The sequence below is a fragment of the Brevundimonas naejangsanensis genome, assembly GCF_003627995.1.
Taxonomy (GTDB): Bacteria; Pseudomonadota; Alphaproteobacteria; order Caulobacterales; family Caulobacteraceae; genus Brevundimonas; species Brevundimonas naejangsanensis_B.
This window is the reverse complement of sequence record NZ_CP032707.1, coordinates 1,806,628-1,824,518: the sequence shown is the minus strand read 5'-3', so window position 1 is coordinate 1,824,518 and position 17,891 is coordinate 1,806,628. Positions and strand designations below refer to the sequence as shown.

Annotated in this window: 16 protein-coding genes and 1 other RNA gene; 10 read left to right on the top strand and 7 right to left on the bottom strand. The window is 68.6% G+C overall.

From position 1 onward, the window contains the following. Nucleotides 1–184: 184 nt before the first annotated feature. From ssrS to D8I30_RS08590, 3 genes are all read right to left on the bottom strand, one after another. A non-coding RNA gene (gene ssrS / locus D8I30_RS08600) (6S RNA) lies at nt 185–345 on the bottom strand. Nucleotides 346–556: 211 nt separating this feature from the next. Beyond that, a complete protein-coding gene (locus D8I30_RS08595) occupies nt 557–895 on the bottom strand; it encodes a cell division protein ZapA (RefSeq protein WP_121482380.1) in 339 nt (112 codons plus the stop codon). Beyond that, nucleotides 895–1,170, bottom strand: a complete 276-nt coding sequence (locus D8I30_RS08590) for a hypothetical protein (protein WP_121482379.1) — start codon at nt 1,168–1,170, stop codon at nt 895–897. Before D8I30_RS08590 ends, D8I30_RS08595 begins: the two co-directional genes overlap by 1 nt. A gap of 144 nt (nt 1,171–1,314) precedes the next feature. Between D8I30_RS08590 and tkt the strand changes: the two genes are divergently transcribed. From tkt to D8I30_RS08555, 7 genes are all read left to right on the top strand, one after another. Beyond that, nucleotides 1,315–3,264 carry a transketolase gene (gene tkt, locus D8I30_RS08585; RefSeq protein ID WP_240387389.1) on the top strand — a complete coding sequence of 650 codons (1,950 nt, stop codon included), beginning with the start codon at nt 1,315–1,317 and terminating at the stop codon, nt 3,262–3,264. 240 nt (nt 3,265–3,504) lie between these two features. After that, entirely contained in the window at nt 3,505–4,701 is a 1,197-nt protein-coding gene (purT, locus tag D8I30_RS08580) for a formate-dependent phosphoribosylglycinamide formyltransferase (protein ID WP_121482377.1), read from the top strand. Nucleotides 4,702–4,984: 283 nt separating this feature from the next. Then, the gene (locus D8I30_RS08575; protein ID WP_121482376.1) at nt 4,985–7,072 is read left to right on the top strand and encodes a carbon starvation CstA family protein; all 2,088 of its coding nucleotides are present in this window, start codon (nt 4,985–4,987) and stop codon (nt 7,070–7,072) included. After that, the gene (locus tag D8I30_RS14950; RefSeq protein ID WP_276118570.1) at nt 7,065–7,325 is read left to right on the top strand and encodes a YbdD/YjiX family protein; all 261 of its coding nucleotides are present in this window, start codon (nt 7,065–7,067) and stop codon (nt 7,323–7,325) included. Before D8I30_RS08575 ends, D8I30_RS14950 begins: the two co-directional genes overlap by 8 nt. A gap of 273 nt (nt 7,326–7,598) precedes the next feature. Continuing rightward, nucleotides 7,599–8,606 carry a type I glyceraldehyde-3-phosphate dehydrogenase gene (gap, locus tag D8I30_RS08565; protein WP_121482374.1) on the top strand — a complete coding sequence of 336 codons (1,008 nt, stop codon included), beginning with the start codon at nt 7,599–7,601 and terminating at the stop codon, nt 8,604–8,606. A gap of 86 nt (nt 8,607–8,692) precedes the next feature. After that, a complete protein-coding gene (locus D8I30_RS08560; RefSeq protein ID WP_121482373.1) occupies nt 8,693–9,181 on the top strand; it encodes a hypothetical protein in 489 nt (162 codons plus the stop codon). Nucleotides 9,182–9,212: 31 nt separating this feature from the next. Next, nucleotides 9,213–10,409 (top strand): phosphoglycerate kinase, encoded by a 1,197-nt coding sequence (locus D8I30_RS08555; protein ID WP_121482372.1) that lies wholly within the window; start codon nt 9,213–9,215, stop codon nt 10,407–10,409. 60 nt (nt 10,410–10,469) lie between these two features. On the opposite strand, the gene D8I30_RS08550 is transcribed toward D8I30_RS08555, so the two are convergent. After that, the gene (locus tag D8I30_RS08550; RefSeq protein WP_121482371.1) at nt 10,470–10,871 is read right to left on the bottom strand and encodes a hypothetical protein; all 402 of its coding nucleotides are present in this window, start codon (nt 10,869–10,871) and stop codon (nt 10,470–10,472) included. A 156-nt stretch (nt 10,872–11,027) separates the two neighbouring features. Here D8I30_RS08550 and fba point away from each other — a divergent pair, with 156 nt between their 5' ends. The 3 genes from fba (at nt 11,028) to rpoH (ending at nt 14,306) form a co-directional block, all read left to right on the top strand. Further along, a complete protein-coding gene (gene fba / locus D8I30_RS08545) occupies nt 11,028–12,110 on the top strand; it encodes a class II fructose-bisphosphate aldolase (RefSeq protein ID WP_121482370.1) in 1,083 nt (360 codons plus the stop codon). Nucleotides 12,111–12,196: 86 nt separating this feature from the next. Next, the gene (locus D8I30_RS08540; RefSeq protein ID WP_121482369.1) at nt 12,197–13,192 is read left to right on the top strand and encodes an RluA family pseudouridine synthase; all 996 of its coding nucleotides are present in this window, start codon (nt 12,197–12,199) and stop codon (nt 13,190–13,192) included. A gap of 229 nt (nt 13,193–13,421) precedes the next feature. After that, nucleotides 13,422–14,306 (top strand): RNA polymerase sigma factor RpoH, encoded by an 885-nt coding sequence (rpoH, locus tag D8I30_RS08535; protein ID WP_121482368.1) that lies wholly within the window; start codon nt 13,422–13,424, stop codon nt 14,304–14,306. A gap of 145 nt (nt 14,307–14,451) precedes the next feature. Here the strand turns inward: rpoH and D8I30_RS08530 are convergent, their stop codons facing one another. The 3 genes from D8I30_RS08530 to D8I30_RS08520 form a co-directional block, all read right to left on the bottom strand. Then, a complete protein-coding gene (locus D8I30_RS08530) occupies nt 14,452–15,258 on the bottom strand; it encodes a response regulator (RefSeq protein ID WP_121482367.1) in 807 nt (268 codons plus the stop codon). A gap of 89 nt (nt 15,259–15,347) precedes the next feature. After that, nucleotides 15,348–16,643, bottom strand: coding sequence for an adenylosuccinate synthase (locus tag D8I30_RS08525; protein WP_121482366.1), 1,296 nt, complete (start codon nt 16,641–16,643; stop codon nt 15,348–15,350). A gap of 79 nt (nt 16,644–16,722) precedes the next feature. After that, complete coding sequence (locus tag D8I30_RS08520) at nt 16,723–17,883, bottom strand: phosphoserine transaminase (protein WP_121482365.1); 1,161 nt, start codon at nt 17,881–17,883, stop codon at nt 16,723–16,725. Between the last annotated feature and the right edge of the window lie 8 nt (nt 17,884–17,891).

Here is a 17,891-nt window from a genome sequence, read left to right as displayed (position 1 = left end):
GACGGCGGAACCAAGCAGCCCCTCCGTCTCGGACGCTGACGCGTCCGATCCGCCTCCCCATGGAATGGGGAGGAGAAACGCGCTCAAGCAGCGAGCGACTGCGTCGCGAGAGCATAGCGCTCAACCATGCGCTCAAGCAGCGAGGCCCCGCGGGCCGAGCATAGCGCACTAAGAAAGATGGGGTGGCGGCGCCGCGTGAGCCGTGAAGCGCGTTTAAATCCTCTCGACCTGGGTAGCCAGGTGGGCTCCGTATGCCCAGGCCCTCGAGCCCGGACAGGGACAGATCCCTATGAGTGAATTAAGGTCAGAAGGATATGTTGTCTTCGACGTGAGCCGCAGCAGGACCCGCCGTCGAACAAGATAGGCGCTCGGGCCGGTTTCAACAATGCTGAACCGACTTTCTCCCTCCCCATTTTGGGGAGGGTGGTCGCGCAGCGACCGGGTGGGGAGGGCCAGGCGATCAAGGCGCAGCGCTTGAATAGCCGCGTCGCCCCCACCCGACTTCGCCTTGCAGGCTCAGCCACCCTCCCCATGAAGGGGAGGGAGAACCTGCGCCTCAGATCGTCTGGACGATCTTCTCGATCCGCGCCGCGACCGCGTTCAGGGCCTCGGCCACGCCGTCGCTGGGCGGGGCGGCGGGCGCCGGCGTCGGGGCGGCCTTGGCGCGCGCCTGGAACTGCGGCCCGGCCTGGCGCTTCGCCTCCTGCAACTCGTCGGCCAGCATCAGGGCGGCCATCAGGAACAGTCGCACGTCCCCGACCTGACCCACCTGGTCCGCCACGCCCTGCACCCGCTCATGGAACTGGGCCGCCAGGTCGCGCACGCGCGCCTCCTGGCCGTCGGCGCATCCCACGGCGTAGGGGCGGCCGTGAACCTCAACCGTCACCGTCGCCATCAGTTCGCCTCCTGCTCGGCTTGCGGCTGCTGCTGGGCCAGGACGTCGCGCACGGCGTCGGCCGCGCGGGCCAGGGCCTGGGCGGTTTCCTGCCCCGCCGTCTCCAGCTCGGCGATACGCGCCAGGTCGGCCGCATTCGAGGGACGGGGCGCGAACAGGTCGTCGTCCGGGATGGGCGGGGCCGAGCCGGGCCTCGCCTTCAGCTCCAGCACCTTGCGTTCCAGATCGGCCAGCGCACGATCGATGCGCGCCTTTGCAGCCGTAACGGCGTCCATGGGGGTCCTTTCTTCCAGATTCCGTGTAGAACCTGCGCGAGCGCCGGGGTAAAGCGGCGCCGCCCCCGCTTTATCCTGTTCGTGACGAAAGGTCTCGCCGTGACCGACGCCCAAGCTGCATTCGCCAAGCCCTCGCCCAAACAGATGGCCGACGCCATCCGGGTGCTGTCCATGGATGCGGTCGAAAAGGCCAAGAGCGGCCACCCTGGCATGCCCATGGGCATGGCCGACGTGGCCACCGTCCTGTTCTCGAAATTCCTGAAGTTCGACGCGAGCCGTCCCGACTGGGCCGACCGCGACCGCTTCATCCTGTCGGCCGGCCACGGCTCCATGCTGATCTACAGCCTGCTGCACCTGACCGGCTACAAGGACGCCACCCGCGAGCAGCTGGAGAACTTCCGCCAGTGGGGCGCCCGCACCGCGGGCCACCCGGAATACGGCTATATGGCGGGCATTGAGACCACCACCGGCCCCCTGGGTCAGGGCATCGCCAACTCGGTCGGCTTCGCCCTGGCCGAGCGTCACCTGGCCGCCCGCTTCGGCGACGACCTGGTCGACCACCGCACCTGGGTCATCGCCGGCGACGGCTGCCTGATGGAAGGCGTGTCGCAGGAAGCCATCGCCCTGGCCGGCCGCTACAAGCTGAACAAGCTGTGCGTGCTGTGGGACGACAACGAGATCACCATCGACGGCAAGCTGTCGCTGTCGGACGCCACCGACCAGCTGGCCCGCTTCAAGGCCTCGGGCTGGGCGGTCAAGGCCATCGACGGCCACGACCACGGCGCCATCAAGAAGGCCCTGGCCTGGGCCACCAAGCAATCCAAGCCGACGCTGATCGCCTGCAAGACCAAGATCGGCAAGGGCGCCGCCACCCTGGAAGGCAGCCACAAGACCCACGGCGCGGCGCTGGGCGCGACCGAGATCGCCGCCACCCGCCAGGCGCTGAAGTGGCCCTTCGAGCCCTTCGACATGCCGGAAGGCATCCAGAAGGCCTGGGCCAAGGTCGGCAAGCAGGGCGCCAAGGCCCGCAAGGCGTGGGAAGCCCGCCTGCTGAACCACGCCCAGCGCGACGACTTCACCCGCGCCATGGCCGGCGACCTGCCCACCGGCGCCTTCGAGACGCTCGAGGCCAAGGTCAAGGAGCTGGTCTCGACCCAGCCCGCCATGGCCACGCGCCAGTCCTCGGGCGAGGCGCTGGAGACGGTGTTCAACGCCATCCCCGAACTGATCGGCGGCTCGGCCGACCTGACCGGCTCGAACAACACCTTCGTCAAGAACACCCATATCCTGGACGCGCCCGACTACGCCGGTCGTTATGTCAACTGGGGCATCCGCGAGCACGGCATGGGCTCGGCCATGAACGGCATGGCCCTGCACGGCGGGGTCATCCCCTACGGCGGCACCTTCATGGTGTTCTCGGACTACAGCCGCCCGGCGATCCGCCTGGCCGCCCTGATGGGCGTGCGCGTGATCCACGTCCTGACCCACGACAGCATCGGCCTGGGCGAAGACGGCCCGACCCACCAGCCGGTCGAACATCTGGCCGCCCTGCGCGCCATCCCCAACCTGCTGACCATGCGCCCCGCCGACACGGTCGAGGCGCTGGAGTGCTGGCAGGTCGCCCTGCAGCACAAGACCACGCCGACGGCGCTGTGCCTGTCGCGTCAGAAGACCCCGGCGGTCCGCCTGACCGACGTCGGCGAGAACCTGTCGCGCAAGGGCGCCTATGAGCTGAAGGCCGCCAGCGGCGAGGCCAAGGTCACCCTGTTCGGCACCGGCACCGAGGTCGCCGTGGCCCTCAAGGCCGCCGAGCTGCTGGAGGCCGAAGGCGTGCCGACCCGCGTGGTCTCGGTCCCCTGCTTCGCCCTGTTCGAGCAGCAGCCCAAGGCCTACCAGGACGCCGTCATCGGCCGCGGCACGGTCCGCGTCGCCGTCGAGGCCGCGATCAAGCAGGGCTGGGAGCGCTTCATCGGCGAGGACGGCGGCTTCGTCGGCATGTCCACCTTCGGCGCCTCGGCCCCGGCCGAAGTCCTCTACAAGGAGTTCGGCATCACCGCCGAGGCCGTGGTCGAACAGGTCAAGGCGCGGCTCTGATCCCTTCTCCCCTTGTAGGAGAAGCACTCAAGCAGCCGGAGGCGTTAGCGCACTCAAATCCTTCTCCCCTTGTGGGAGAAGGTGGTCTGCGAAGCAGATCGGATGAGGGGTGTCAGCGCCCCTCATCAAGTCTGTCCCAACCGGCGGCCTGACATCGGAAAGGGCGCCGCCGTCACCCCTCATCCGGGTCGCGCTGCGACCCACCTTCTCCCTCAAGGGGAGAAGGAAGCGGAGACGATCATGCGCATCGGCACCCCCCTCACCGACCACGCCACCCGCGTCATGCTTCTCGGCTCGGGCGAGCTCGGCAAAGAGGTCGCCATCGAGCTGCAGCGCCTCGGCGCCGAGGTGATCGCGGTCGACCGCTATCCCAACGCCCCGGCCATGCAGGTGGCGCACCGCAGCCACGTCATCCCCATGACCGACGCCCAGGTGCTGAACGGCGTCATCCTGGCCGAGGCCCCGCACATCATCGTGCCCGAGATCGAGGCCATCGCCACCGACGTCCTGGCCGCCATCGAGGCGGCGGGGATTGCGCGGGTCATCCCCACCGCCCGCGCCACCCAGCTGACCATGAACCGCGAGGGCATCCGCCGCCTGGCCGCCGAGGAACTGGGCCTGCCGACCAGCCCCTACGCCTTCGCCGTCTCTGCCGAGGAGTTGGCGGCGGGCGCCGAGGCCGTGGGCTTCCCCTGTTTCGTCAAGCCGGTGATGTCGTCCTCGGGCAAGGGCCAGTCCTATGTCGAGGGCCCCGAGGGCGTGGCCGACGCCTGGACCTATGCGGAAAGCTCGGGCCGGGTCGCGGGCGGCTGCGTCATCGTCGAGGGCCGGATCGACTTCGACTATGAGATCACCCTGCTGACCGTCCGGTCGGCGACCGTCGACGGGGAAATCCGCACCGACTTCTGCGCCCCCATCGGCCACCGCCAGCAGAAGGGCGACTATGTCGAGAGCTGGCAGCCCCAGGCGATGAGCCCCGCCGCGCTGAAGTCGGCGCAGGAGATCGCCCGCAAGGTCACGGACGCGCTGGGCGGCCTTGGCGTCTTCGGCGTCGAACTGTTCGTGAAGGGCGACGAGGTCTGGTTCTCCGAGGTTTCGCCGCGCCCGCACGACACCGGCCTGGTGACGCTGGCCACCCAGGTCATGAGCGAGTTCGCCCTGCACGCCCGCGCCATCCTGGGCCTGCCGGTGGACGTCACCCTACGCGAGCCGGGCGCCAGCGCCGTCATCTACGGCGGGATGGAGGCCGAGGGCGTGGTGTTCGAGGGCGTGGCCGAGGCTCTGTCGGTCCCGACCGCCGACCTGCGCCTGTTCGGCAAGCCCGAAGCCTTCGAGCGCCGCCGCATGGGCGTGGCCCTGGCGCGAGGCGCGGACACCGACCAGGCGCGTGCGCGCGCGACCGAGGCGGCGGGCAAGGTGCGGGTGGTCAAGCCTTGAAGTCCCTTCTCCCCTTGTGGGAGAAGGTGGCAGCCCTCGGGCTTGACCCGTGGGCTGAGGGATGAGGGGTGGCGGCGGCACGGTTGAAACCCCTGACCTCGCCGACCAGCCCCCTCACAGACGTCGCGCTCACACCCCTCATCCGAGCGCCTCCGGCGCCCACCTTCTCCCACAAGGGGAGAAGGAAGCGGTTCTTCGACCATTGTCGATTGGCGCCGACGGCTGTTCGGGTTCAAAAAGAGCCAAAGGGTCGCATCCAAGCCGACCTGGAGGACCGTTCGTCATGGGCAAGCTCAGGACCGCGCTGATCTTCGGCGCCATCGCCATTCTGGGGGCCGTGGCCCTCGCCGTCGTCGCCCTGCACCGGGGCGAGAGCATCAGCGCCGTCTGGATCGTGGTGGCGGCCCTGTGCGTCTATGCCATCGCCTATCGCTTCTACGCCCGCTACCTGGCCGGCAAGGTCATGGGGCTGAACGCGCGCCGGCCCACCCCGGCCGTGCGGCATAACGACGGGCTCGACTACGTCCCGACGCCCCGCAACGTGCTGTTCGGCCACCATTTCGCGGCCATCGCGGGCGCGGGGCCACTGGTCGGGCCGGTGCTGGCGGCGCAGATGGGCTATCTGCCCGGCGTGCTGTGGATCCTGGTCGGCGCGGTGCTGGCGGGCGCGGTGCAGGACATGATGGTCCTGTTCATGTCCACCCGCCGCGACGGCCGCTCGCTGGGCGACATGGTCCGCACCGAGATGGGCCCCATCCCCGGCATCATCGCCCAGGTCGGCGTGCTGATGATCATGGTCATCATCCTGGCGGTTCTGGCCCTGGTGGTGGTCAAGGCCCTGGCCGAGAGCCCCTGGGGGACCTTCACCGTCGCCGCCACCATCCCCATCGCCGTCTTCATGGGCCTCTACACCCGTTATCTGCGGCCCGGCCGCGTGGGCGAGGTCTCGGTCATCGGCGTGGTGCTGCTGATCCTCGCCATCATCGGCGGCGGCCATATCGCGGCCGATCCCTTCTGGGGCCCGGCCTTCACCCTGTCGGGCACCACCCTGGCCATCGCCATGATGGCCTATGGCTTTGTCGCCTCGGTCATTCCGGTCTGGCTGCTGCTGGCGCCGCGCGACTACCTGTCCACCTTCCTGAAGATCGGCGCCATCGTCGCCCTGGCCGTCGGCATCCTGATCGTGCGGCCGCACGTGCAGATGCCCGCCATCACCCCCTTCATCGACGGCAGCGGCCCCGTCTTCTCGGGCGCCCTGTTCCCCTTCCTGTTCATCACTATCGCCTGCGGGGCCGTCTCGGGCTTCCACGCCCTGATCTCCTCCGGCACCACGCCCAAGCTGCTGGAGAACGAGAACCAGATTCCGATGATCGGCTACGGCGCCATGCTGTGCGAAAGCTTCGTGGCGATCATGGCCCTGATCGCCGCCACGGTGCTGGACCCGGCCGTCTATTTCGCCATGAACAGCCCGGTCAGCATCATCGGCGACAACGCCGCCTCGGCCGCCGCCGCCGTGGCCCAGTGGGGTTTCCACATCACCCCGGCCGAGCTGGAGCAACTGGCCCGCGACGTGGGCGAGCATTCCATCCTGTCGCGCGCGGGCGGCGCCCCGACACTGGCCGTCGGCATGGCCCACATCCTGTCGGGGATCATCGGCGGCAAGGCCATGATGGCCTTCTGGTATCACTTCGCCATCCTGTTCGAGGCCCTGTTCATCCTGACCACGGTCGACGCCGGCACCCGCGTCTGCCGCTTCATGATCCAGGATCTGCTGGGCGTCGCCATGCCCAAGATGCGCGAGACCAAGTCCTGGACCGCCAACGTCGTGGCCACGGCCCTGACGGTCGGCCTGTGGGGCTATTTCCTCTACACCGGCGTGGTCGATCCGCTGGGCGGCATCAACAGCCTGTGGCCGCTGTTCGGCATCGCCAACCAGATGCTGGCCGCCGTCGCCCTGATCCTGGGCACGGTCGTCCTGTTCAAGATGAAGCGGCAGCGCTTCGCCTGGGCCACGGCGGTTCCGGCGGTCTGGCTGCTGATCTGCACGGTCACGGCGGGGATGCAGAAGCTGGTCCACCCCGACGTCAAGATCGGCTTCCTGTCGCACGCCCGGAAGTATCAGGAGGCCCTGGCCGCCGGCGACCTGCTGGCTCCGGCCAAGACCGCCGCCGACATGCAGCGCATCATCGTCAACGACTACGTCAACTCGGCGCTGACCGCGGGCTTCCTGTTCGTGGTGCTGACCATGGTGGTCTATGGCGTCAACGCCTGCCTCAAGGCCCTGCGCGCCGACCGGCCCACCGTGGTCGAACAGCCCGCCGCCCACGAACTGACCCTGGCCGACGAAGCCATGGACGTGGCCCGTGGCTAGGCCCCCGTCCCAGGGCGTTGCCTCGTCCCCGGACGGCGCGGACCTGCTCTGCGCCTGTCGCGATGCGCTGGTGCGGTGGGGCAAGGACGCCCGCCGCACCGCCGGGCTGATGGTCGGCCAGCCGGACTATGAGGCCTATGTCGCCCATGCGGCGGCGACGCATCCCGACCAGGCGCCGCTCGACCGCACCGCCTTCTTCCGCCTGCACGAGGCCCGGCGCTTCGGCGCGGGCGGCGGGTTTCGCTGCTGCTGAGGCCGGCGGTCTTCCTTCTCCCCTTGCGGGAGAAGGTGGCCCGTCAGGGCCGGATGAGGGGTCTCGCGACGGCGGACAAGGGCCTCGACATGAAAGGCCCCGCAACCCCTCATCCGTCAGGCTTCGCCTGCCACCTTCTCCCACAAGGGGAGAAGGACAATCTTGTCCGGTTACAGGCCATCACATCTTGTTACGGCGACGGACTTGCAACCGGACGCTGCTCGTCCCACTAAGGCGCCAATCATAAATACCCCTCGTTCAGGAGACCTCCCCATGACCGTTCGCGTCGCCATCAATGGCTTCGGCCGCATCGGCCGCCTCGTGCTTCGCTCGATCGTCGAGCATGGCCGCAAGGACATCGAGGTCGTGGCGATCAACGACCTGGGCCCGGTCGAGACCAACGCCCACCTGTTCCGCTATGACTCCGTGCACGGCCGTTTCCCCGGCACCGTCACGACCGGCGAGGACTGGATCGACGTCGGCACGGGCAAGATCAAGGTCACGGCCGAGCGCGACCCGGCCAACCTGCCGCACGCCGAGCTGAAGGTGGACATCGCCCTGGAATGCACGGGCATCTTCACGTCGAAGGACAAGGCCTCGGCCCACCTGAAGGCCGGCGCCAAGCGCGTCCTGGTCTCGGCCCCGGCTGACGGCGTCGACAAGACCATCGTCTATAAGGTCAACCATGAGACCCTGACGGCCGACGACATCGTCGTCTCCAACGGCTCGTGCACGACCAACGCCCTGGCCCCGGTGGCCAAGGTGCTGCACGACCTGTTCGGCATCGAGCGCGGCTACATGACCACCATCCACGCCTACACCGGCGACCAGCCGACGCTGGATACGATGCACAAGGATCTGTACCGCGGCCGCGCCGCCGCCCTCAGCATGATCCCGACCTCGACCGGCGCCGCCAAGGCCCTGGGCCTGGTCCTGCCGGAACTGAAGGGCAAGCTGGACGGCTCGTCGATCCGCGTCCCGACCCCGAACGTCTCGGTCGTCGACCTGAAGGTCGTCGCCGGTCGCGAAGTCACGGTCGAGGAAATCAACGCGGCCCTGCAAGCCGCCGCCGACGGCCCGATGAAGGGCGTTCTGGCCACGACGACCGACCCGCTGGTCTCGGTCGACCTGAACCACGTCGCCGCCTCCTCGACCGCCGCCCTGCCCCAGACGCAGGTCGTCGACGGCAAGCTGGCCCGCGTCCTGACCTGGTACGACAACGAGTGGGGCTTCGCGACCCGCATGGCCGACACCGCCCTGGTGATGGCGAAGTTCCTGTAACTGGGGCCATAGGGGAAGTGACAGTCAACGGCGCTCCCCCAACGGGTCCCATCGGACTTCCATACACTCCGTCGCCGGATCAACCGGTGACGGAGTGGTCGGAAGCGATCTACGCCGAACTCAAGGACTGGCTTCCAGCCACGCAAGCTCGGTGGGAGTGGTGGAATCCGGACTATCTGGTTCTCACGATTGCTTCCTACTCGGACCAGCCAGTCGAGCCCGTCATCATCGACACTTATGAAGGCGAGCTCACTATCACCTTCGGGTTCTGGAAAGCTCACCTTCCTGACGACGGCCAATACGACGACACCGATTCAAACCGAGCGGCAGAGGCAGCAAAGGCACTTGCCCTTGACTGGCTTAATGGACGCATCGCTACCGCCGTCTATGCTGACAGCAATGGCAAGTGGTGCGGCTCGAAACTGCTTGACCAACCTGATGATGTCTCGACCTTGGCGGACATCGAATGGATCAAGGATTTCGGCCCTACTGAGGTAGAAGTCCGCAAGTCGCTTCGATCAGACTGGCGTAAATATAAAATCACCGACGGGCGTTTGCAGAGCACGCCTACCTGAGCCGACTGCGGCCAACCCAAACGAGATACCCATGACCTTCCGCACCCTCGACGACGTTTCCGACCTTTCGGGCAAGGTCGCCCTGGTCCGCGTGGACTTCAACGTGCCGATGGAGGACGGGAAGGTCACCGACGACACCCGGCTGAAGGCCGCCCTGCCGACCATCCACCGCCTGCGCGAGGCGGGTGCCAAGGTCGTGCTGCTGGCCCACTTCGACCGCCCCAAGGGCGAGCGCGTGCCGTCGATGAGCCTGAAGCCTGTGGTCGAGCCGCTGGAGCTGCTGCTGCACGGCCCCGTCCGCTTCGCCGACGACTGCGTGGGCGATGAGGCCAAGGCGATGATCGCCGATCTGGACGCCGGCGGCGTGCTGCTGCTCGAGAACCTCCGCTTCCACAAGGGCGAGGAAAAGAACGACCCGGCCTTCGCCCAGCAGTTGGCGGAACTGGGCGATCTCTACGTCAACGACGCCTTCTCGGCCGCGCACCGCGCCCATGCCTCGACCGAGGGGCTAGCCCGCCTGCTGCCCGCCTATGCGGGCGAGGCGATGAAGCGCGAGCTTCAGGCGCTGGACGCTGCACTGGGCGCGCCGCAGAAGCCGGTCATCGGCATCGTCGGCGGGGCCAAGGTCTCGACCAAGCTGGACCTGCTGAAGAACCTGGTCGCCAAGCTGGACTACCTGGCCATCGGCGGCGGCATGGCCAACACCTTCCTGTTCGCACAAGGCGTCGATGTCGGCGGTTCGCTGTGCGAGAAGGACCTGGCCGACACCGCCCGCGAAATCATCGAGGAAGCCCGCCGCCAGGGCTGCGAGCTGCTGCTGCCGGTCGACGTCGTGGTGGCCAAGGGCGTCAAGCCGGGTATCGAGTCGGGCGTGCGCGCGCTGGACCGCATCGCCGCCGACGACCTGATCCTGGACGCCGGGCCGGAGACCGTCGCCCGGCTGAACCGCGCCATGGACCTGTCCAAGACGCTAATCTGGAACGGCCCGCTGGGCGTGTTCGAGGTCCCGCCCTTCGACAAGGCCACCGTGGCCGCCGCCAAGCACGCCGCCGAACTGGCCAAGGCCGGCAAGCTGGTCGCCGTGGCCGGCGGCGGCGACACGGTCGCGGCCCTGCACCACGCGGGCACAGCGGACGACATGACCTTCGTCTCCACCGCCGGCGGCGCCTTCCTGGAATGGATGGAAGGCAAGGTCCTGCCGGGCGTCGAGGCGCTCCGCGCCGCCTGATTCCCCAACGACAAGGCGAGGGCTGTTCGCGGCCCTCGCCCCTGACGCGACGACCGCGACCTAGTCGTCGTCGTCCATATCGACCGCGCGGCCGACCAGATCGCGCCACGTCGGATCGGTGTCGTCCACCAGATCGACGTCATCCAGCAAGGCCACGGCCACACCCCCGTCGGGCAGGATCAGCCCCAGCACTTCCATAAGCTCGCCGTCGGGTCCGACATGGGCTTCGGCCTGCACGATCACCGCGGCCTGCTCGCCGTCTTCCTCCCACCAGATGACCGGCTGCGGCAGCTCCATGTCGATGACGCGGGGGTCTTCCGTATCGCCCAGGGCGAAGACGGCCTTGCCCGCCTGAACGTCGTCCAGGGTCGCCACCGCCCCCGCGAAGGGCGTCAGCCGCGACCAGTCGTCGACGTCGAAACCGCCGCCGTCCTCGTCAAGCGCATCATCGTTCTGGCTCATCGCCGCTCCTTGGTCAGACGCCCTGGCGGCGCCGCACCACTTAGGGCGTGTTCGCCTAAAATCCACTACGCTTGCGCCCCTGTAACCTGGCGTGACTTCGTCGCCCCTTCGGGCTAAGACCTCGGGCAAAATCATAACCGGCTCAGGAGACTAATCATGGCGCGCATCACGCTGCGACAACTGCTCGACCACGCGGCGGAATACGACTACGGCCTGCCCGCCTACAACATCAACAACATGGAGCAGGGCCTGGCCATCATGGAGGCCGCCGACGCCGTCAATGCGCCGGTCATCATCCAGGCCTCGCGCGGCGCCCGCTCCTACGCCAACGACGTCGTCCTGGCCCGCCTGATCGACGCCCTGGTCGAGCTCTACCCGCATATCCCGGTCTGCATGCACCAGGACCACGGCAACGGCCCGGCCACCTGCGCCACCGCCATCCAGTACGGCTTCACCTCGGTGATGATGGACGGCTCGCTGGAAGAGGACGCCAAGACCCCCGCCTCCTACGAATACAACGTCGACGTCACGCGTCGCGTCACCGAAATGGCCCACTCGTGCGGCGTCTCGGTCGAGGGCGAACTGGGCGTGCTCGGCTCGCTGGAGACCGGCATGGGCGAGGCCGAGGACGGCCACGGCTTCGAAGGCAAGCTGGACCAGTCGGCCCTGCTGACCGACCCGGACCAGGCGGTCGACTTCGTGCGCGCCACCAAGGTCGACGCCCTGGCCATCGCCATGGGCACCAGCCACGGCGCCTACAAGTTCACGCGCAAGCCGGACGGCGCCGTCCTGGCCATGAACGTGATCGAGGAGATCCACAAGCGCCTGCCCAACACCCACCTGGTGATGCACGGCTCCTCGTCGGTGCCGCAGGACCTGCAGGACATCATCAACGCCTACGGCGGCCAGATGCCCCAGACCTGGGGCGTGCCGGTCGAGGAGATCCAGCGCGGCATCAAGCACGGCGTGCGCAAGATCAACATCGACACCGACAACCGCATGGCCATGACCGGCGCCATCCGCAAGGTCCTGGCCGAGAAGCCGGGCGAGTTCGACCCGCGCGCCTATCTCAAGCCCGCAAAGGAAGCCATGCGCAAGCTGTGCATCGAGCGCTACCAGCAGTTCGGCTGCGAGGGCCAGGCCTCCAAGATCAAGCCCCTGTCGACCGCCCAGATGGCCAAGCGCTACGCCGCCGGCGACCTGGACCCGCGCATCGACGCCGCCGCCAAGGCGGCCTGAGGCGCCCGTCGCCTGACCTGATGAAAGGGCGGTCCTGTCGGGCCGCCCTTTTTCGTTGCGCGCCGTGACCGTGCTAAGCAGCCGCTGTGATCGACGCCCTCCCGCCTGACGATGATTCCGACCTGACCGTGCTGACGGCCCGTGTCGCGCCCGGCGCCGCGCGGCTGGACCGCGCCCTGGCCGACGCCCTGCCGGAGCTGTCGCGCGCCCGCATCCAGGCCCTGCTCGACGCGGGGGCGGTCTTCCTGAACGGCGCCGTCGTGGCGGCCAAGGCCAAGCCCGCCCCCGGCGACTATGAGATCGTCGTGCCGCCCGCCGCCCCGGCCGAGCTGCGCCCCGAGGCCCTGCCCCTGGCCGTCCTGTTCGAGGACGACGACCTGATCGTCATCGACAAGGCCCCCGGCATGGCCGTCCATCCCGGCCCCGGCTGCGAGACCGGCACCCTGGTCAACGCCCTGCTGCATCACTGCGCCACCCTGTCGGCCCTCGGCGATCCAGGCCGCCCCGGCATCGTCCACCGCCTCGACAAGGACACCTCCGGCGTCATGGTCGCCGCCAAGAGCGACCGCGCCCACGCCGGCCTGGCCGCCCTGTTCGCGACCCACGACATCGAGCGCACCTACCTGGCCCTGACCCGCGGCGCGCCTTCGCCCGAGAAGGGCCGCATCGAGACCCTGATCGGCCGTTCACCCCATGACCGCAAGAAGATGGCCGTGCTGAAGTCCGGCGGCCGCCTGGCCGTCACCGACTATGTGGTCCAGCGCGTCTTCGGCCGCCCGGCCAAGGCCTCCGGCGCGCCCCTGGCCGCCCGCGTCGCCTGCACCCTGCACACCGGCCGCACCCACCAGATCCGGGTGCATATGGCGGCCAAGGGCGCGCCCCTGCTGGGCGATCCCGCCTATGGCTCGGGCGCGCCCGCCGCCCCGGTCCGCGCCGCCCTCGCCCAGTCCGGCCTGGCCCGCCAGGCCCTGCACGCCGCCGTCCTCGGCTTCGTCCACCCGGTCACCGGCGAGGCCCTGCGCTTCGAGACGCCCCCGCCCGCCGATTTCCAGGCCCTCGAACGGCTTCTGACGGAACTTTAAGCCGCCGCCATCGCTCCGCCGCGCGTCCGCCTTTATCTGCAACTGACTCTGTGCTATTAAATGTTTTCAGCTTGCCGCGACTTTTCACGCGCGGCGGCGTTATCTGGCGATCCGCCCCCTTTTCCCCAAGGCCGAGGATCCCCATCTTGTCTATTGAGGGGCGAGGTGATGATGCACGTCAGGTGGTCAGAGCCGCAGAGCCTGCTCTCGTATCCGGTCGGAGGGACCTATGGCCAATAAGACGCTAACGGTGATGTCGCCTGAACAGGGACTGTCCCGTTATCTCACGGAAATCCGCAAATTTCCGATGCTCACCAAGGACGAGGAGTTCATGCTCGCCAAGCGCTGGAGCGAGCACCAGGACCCCGAGGCCGCCCACCGCCTTGTGACCTCCCACCTGCGTCTCGTGGCCAAGATCGCCATGGGTTATCGCGGCTACGGCCTGCCGATCGGCGAGGTGATCTCCGAGGGCAACGTCGGCCTGATGCAGGCCGTCAAGAAATTCGATCCCGACAAGGGCTTCCGCCTGGCGACCTACGCCATGTGGTGGATCCGCGCCTCGATCCAGGAATACATCCTGCGCTCCTGGTCCCTGGTGAAGATGGGCACCACGGCGGCGCAGAAGAAGCTGTTCTTCAACCTGCGCAAGGCCAAGAGCCAGATCTCGGCCTTCGAGGAAGGCGACCTGCACCCCGAGCACGTTGAGCAGATCGCCACCAAGCTGGGCGTGACCCAGCAGGACGTCATCGACATGAACCGCCGCCTGGGCGGCGACGCCTCGCTGAACGCGCCCCTGCGCGCCGACGGCGAAAGCGAGTGGCAGGACTGGCTGGCCGACGACGACGCCGTCAGCCAGGAGACCCAGCTGGCCGAGAGCGAGGAAAAATCGATCCGCATGGGCCTGCTGCAGGAGGCCATGGAAGAGCTGACCGACCGCGAGAAGCACATCCTGACCGAGCGCCGCCTCAAGGACGACCCGGTCACCCTCGAGGAACTGGCCAGCCAGTACGGCGTCAGCCGCGAGCGCGTGCGTCAGATCGAGGTCCGCGCCTTCGAGAAGCTGCAAAAGGCCATGCGCGCCGCCGCCGAAGAACGCAACCTGGTCGACGCCTGAGGGCCTGCTGGATCGCCTCAACTGCCGCTCTCAACCGTCATCCTCGGGCTTGACCCGAGGATCGAGGGCGGCGGCCGCTCATCCTCGCCAATGTCCCACGGCGCAGCGGCGGCCGCGCGGCAGGAGCAGCGATGTCGGCGCGTCCCTACCCCGCCCGCGCCAGGCTTTCCGGCTCGGCCAGCTTCAGCACCGCCTCGATCGGCGCCGTCAGTCCGACCTTGGTCGGCGTGCTGGCGGCCAGCACCGCGTCCAGCCCCGCCGCGGCGATGGCCAGGGGCGCGTCGCCCGTCTTGATCGCCAGGACCTTCAGCGTCTCGGCCTGCTGCTTGATGGCGCGCGCGGCCTGCATCGGATCGCTGTCGAACTGCGTCAGGGCCGAGGCCAGGATGCGCATGGCCTGATCCTTGACCGCCAGGGCCGCCTCGGCGCCCGAGCGCGGCTTGTCGGCCTTGCGCTTCTGCGGCCCGGCGTAGTCGTCGGAGTTGAAGCGGCGCCGGTCCGGCCCGACGTAGCCGACCGCCTCGACCCAGTCGCGCGGCTTGGTCGCCAGGTTCTCGATCCGCCGCAGCAGGTCGCCGCTGGTGAAGGGCTTTCTCAGGAACTCATGCACGCCCGCGTCACGCGCGCCCTTGATGGCGCTGGCCGTGGCCTCGGCGGTGACCATGATGATCGGCGCCCGGCGGCAGGCCAGGCTGGAGCGCCGGATGCGCCGCGCGAGGGCCTCGCCGTCCAGTTTCGGCCCGGCGCGTTCGGTGAAGATCAGGCCCGGCTCGACCTCGCGAGCGAGGTCGATGACCCGCGCTTCGTCGGCTTCGACCACGACCTCGCGCGCGCCGAAGCCCTTCAGCAGATCCGTCAGCAGCCGCGCGGCGGCGGGATTGGAATCGACGATGACCACGCGCCGCACGACCGGCGCGATCTTCTGCATCATCTTGGCGTCGAGGGCGAACACGGCACGGGCTCCATTTCCGAGAAGGGAAGCCTAACCCGCACGGGTTAAGGCGCGGTTGCCCGCGCCGCATCAGGCCGCAGTTTCAGGGATTACCCCTGAAACGGGTCGCGCATCAGGATGGTGTCGTCTCGCTCGGGGCTGGTCGACAGCAGGGCCACCGGCGCCCCGATCAACTCCTCGATCCGCCGCACGTACTTGATGGCGTTGGCGTTGATGTCCTTGAAGCTGCGGACCCCGCCCGTGCTCTCGGTCCAGCCTTCCAGCTCCTCGAACACCGGCTCGGCGGCGGCCTGCTCCTTCAGGCTGGACGGCAGATAGTCCAGCACCTCGCCGTTGATGCGGTAACCGACGCAGATCTTCAGCGTCTTCAGCCCATCGAGCACGTCCAGCTTGGTCAGGGCGATGCCGTCGATGCCGTTGATCGCCACCGACTGGCGCACCAGCACCGCGTCGAACCAGCCGCAACGGCGCGCCCGTCCCGTGTTCACCCCGACCTCGCGGCCCACGACCGCCAGATGCTCGCCGACCTCATCGTTCAGTTCACAGGCGAACGGCCCTTCGCCCACGCGGGTCGTATAGGCCTTCACGATGCCCAGCACATAGCCGACGCCGCGCGGCCCGATGCCCGAGCCCGCCGCCGCCTGACCGGCCACGGTGTTGGAGCTGGTGACATAGGGATAGGTGCCGTGGTCCACGTCCAGGAAGGCGCCCTGCGCCCCCTCGAACAGCACGCGCTTGCCGTCCTTCTGGGCCTGATCCAGCACCCGCCAGGCCGGCTTCACATAGGGCAGGATCTTCGGCGCGATCTCCAGCAACTGCGCCAGCAGCGCCTCCGGGTCGATCGGCTCCATTCCCAGACCCGCGCGCAGCGGATCGTGGTGCGAGCGCAGACGGTCGATCTTGACCTTCAGGTCCTCGGCGTCCGCCAGGTCGCAGACGCGGATGGCGCGGCGCCCCACCTTGTCCTCATAGGCCGGACCGATGCCCCGTCCGGTCGTGCCGATCTTGGCGCCCGGCGCGCTGGCGGCGGCTTCGCGCGCCACGTCCAGAGCCGGGTGGATCGGCAGGATCAGACAGGCGTTGTCGGCGATGGTCAGGATGTCGGGCGTGATGGCCACGCCCTGGGCCTGGATCTTCTCGATCTCCCCGACCAGATGCCAGGGATCGACGACCACGCCGTTGCCGATGATCGAGGGCTTGCCCTGCACCACGCCCGAGGGCAGCAGCGCCAGCTTATAGACCTTGCCGTCGACGACCAGGGTGTGGCCCGCGTTGTGGCCGCCCTGGAACCGCACCACCATGTCGGCGCGATTGGACAGCCAGTCCACGATCTTGCCCTTGCCCTCGTCGCCCCACTGGGCGCCGACCACCGCGACGTTCGCCAAGACCGTATTCTCCGCAATCCAGAATGCGGTGGGAGCCTATACCCCCTGAATCGCCCGGAGTCGCCCCGAAGGTGCAGATTTATCCGGCCAGTTCGCTCGCCGCCGTCTGAAACGCCCATTCCAGCCACGGCGTGGCCGCGACCACGTCCGCCGTCTCGACGGTGCAGCCGCACCACAGGCGCAGGCCCGGCGGGGCAAAGCGGTGCGGCTCCATGTCATAGACCGCGCCCTCGCCCTCCAGCAGGGCCTTGAACCGTTTCACGAAGGCCTTCTGGCCCGCCTCGTCCAGCGCCGTCACGCGCGGATCGACGAACTTCAGGCAGACCGAGGTGGTCGAGCGGATTTCCGGCCGGTCGGGCAGGAAGGCGACCCAGTCGGTGCGCTCCACCCAGTCGGCCAGCGCCGAATAGTTGGCCTCGGTGCGCCGGATCAGCTCCGGCAGGCCGCCGACGCCCCGCGCCCACTCGAGGGCGTCGATCCAGTCCTCGATGGTCAGGACCGAAAAGGTGTTGATCACCACTCCGCCCGCCAGCGTCCGGTCGAAGCCCTTCTTGTCGGCGATGCGCAGCACCTTGGGGATGGGACGGTCGGGGCGATAGGCGTCCAGCCGGGCCACGGCGCGCGGCGACAGGACCATGACGCCGATCCCCGCCTCGCCGCCCAGCGCTTTCTGGAAGCTGAAGGTGGTGACGTCCAGCTTGTCCCACGGCAGGTCCATGGCGAAGGCGGCCGAGGTCGCGTCGCAGATGGTCAGTCCCTCGCGGTCGTCGGCGATCCAGTCCGCATGATCGACGCGCACGCCCGAGGTCGTGCCGTTCCACGGAAAGACCACGTCCTTCTTCGGATCGACCAGGCTCAGGTCCGGCAGCTCGCCCCAGGGCGCCGTCAGCACCTCGGGCTCCAGCCCCAGGTGATCCTTCACGTCGGTCAGCCAGGTCAGGCCGAAATTCTCATAGGCGACCACCTGCACCGGCCGCTCGCCCAGCATGCCCCACAGCGCCGCCTCGACCGCCCCCGTGTCCGAGCCGGGCGTATAGAGCAGCACATAGTCCTCGGGCGGCCGCAGCACCTCGCGCGTGAGCTCCAGGCCATAGGCGAAGCGCGCCTCCACCTCGGGCGCGCGGATGCCCCGTCCCATCAGGTTCGTCGGCAGGTTCGCCAGCGACCACCCCGGCCGTTTCGCCGTCGGCCCGGCCGAGAACCAGGGGCGAGCGGGCTTGACGGCAGGCTTGGCGATCATCGTGGCGT